1 pseudogene is annotated in these 639 nt (G+C 72.8%); it reads right to left on the bottom strand.

Annotation, left to right across the window (positions count from 1 at the left end):
* A pseudogene (locus RF647_RS19090) lies at nt 1–639 on the bottom strand (ATP-dependent DNA helicase); the annotation flags it as partial.

Raw genomic sequence — 639 nt, 5'->3', positions numbered from 1 at the left:
TGGCAACAGTCCGGACGGGTCGGGGTCGAAGGCGAGATCGAAGGCCTGCGCGGCCTTCTCGAGTGCATCGCTCGACGCCGCGGTGTGCTTGCGCACGGCCGTGGCCGCCGCTCGTACCGCGGCGGCGGACAGCGACGCGGTCACGGCACCCGTGACCCGGTCCCGCAGCTCATGGGCCTCGTCAACGATCACGACGTCGTGCTCGGGCAGGACCGCGAGCCCCTCGAACGCGTTGATCGCGAGCAGCGCGTGGTTGGTGATCACCACCTCCGCCTCGCCGGCCTCGGCCCGGGCGCGCTCGGCGAAGCACTCCTCCACGAGGGGGCACTTGCGCCCCAGGCACTCCTTGGCGGTCACGGAGACCTGCCGCCACGCGGCGTCCGTGACACCCGGCTGGACGTCGTCCCGGTCCCCGGTCTCGGTGGTCTCGACCCATTCCCGCAACCGCAGCACCTGCTGGGCCAAGCCACCGAGGGGGCGATCCGCGCCCCCTGCGGCGGGTCCCGAACCGGGGACGTCGAACAGGGCGCCGTCGTCGTCCGGGTAGCCGCCCTCGACCTTGTGCAGGCACGCGTAGTTGGAGCGGCCCTTGAGCAGCGCGACGACGGGGCGGTCGTCCAGTTCGTCCTCGAGCGCGTC

Source organism: Kocuria sp. CPCC 205263 (assembly GCF_040981075.1).
Classification (GTDB): domain Bacteria; phylum Actinomycetota; class Actinomycetes; order Actinomycetales; family Micrococcaceae; genus Kocuria; species Kocuria rosea.
The sequence above is the reverse complement of the archived record's forward strand: the minus strand, read 5'-3'. Positions and strand labels throughout refer to the sequence as shown.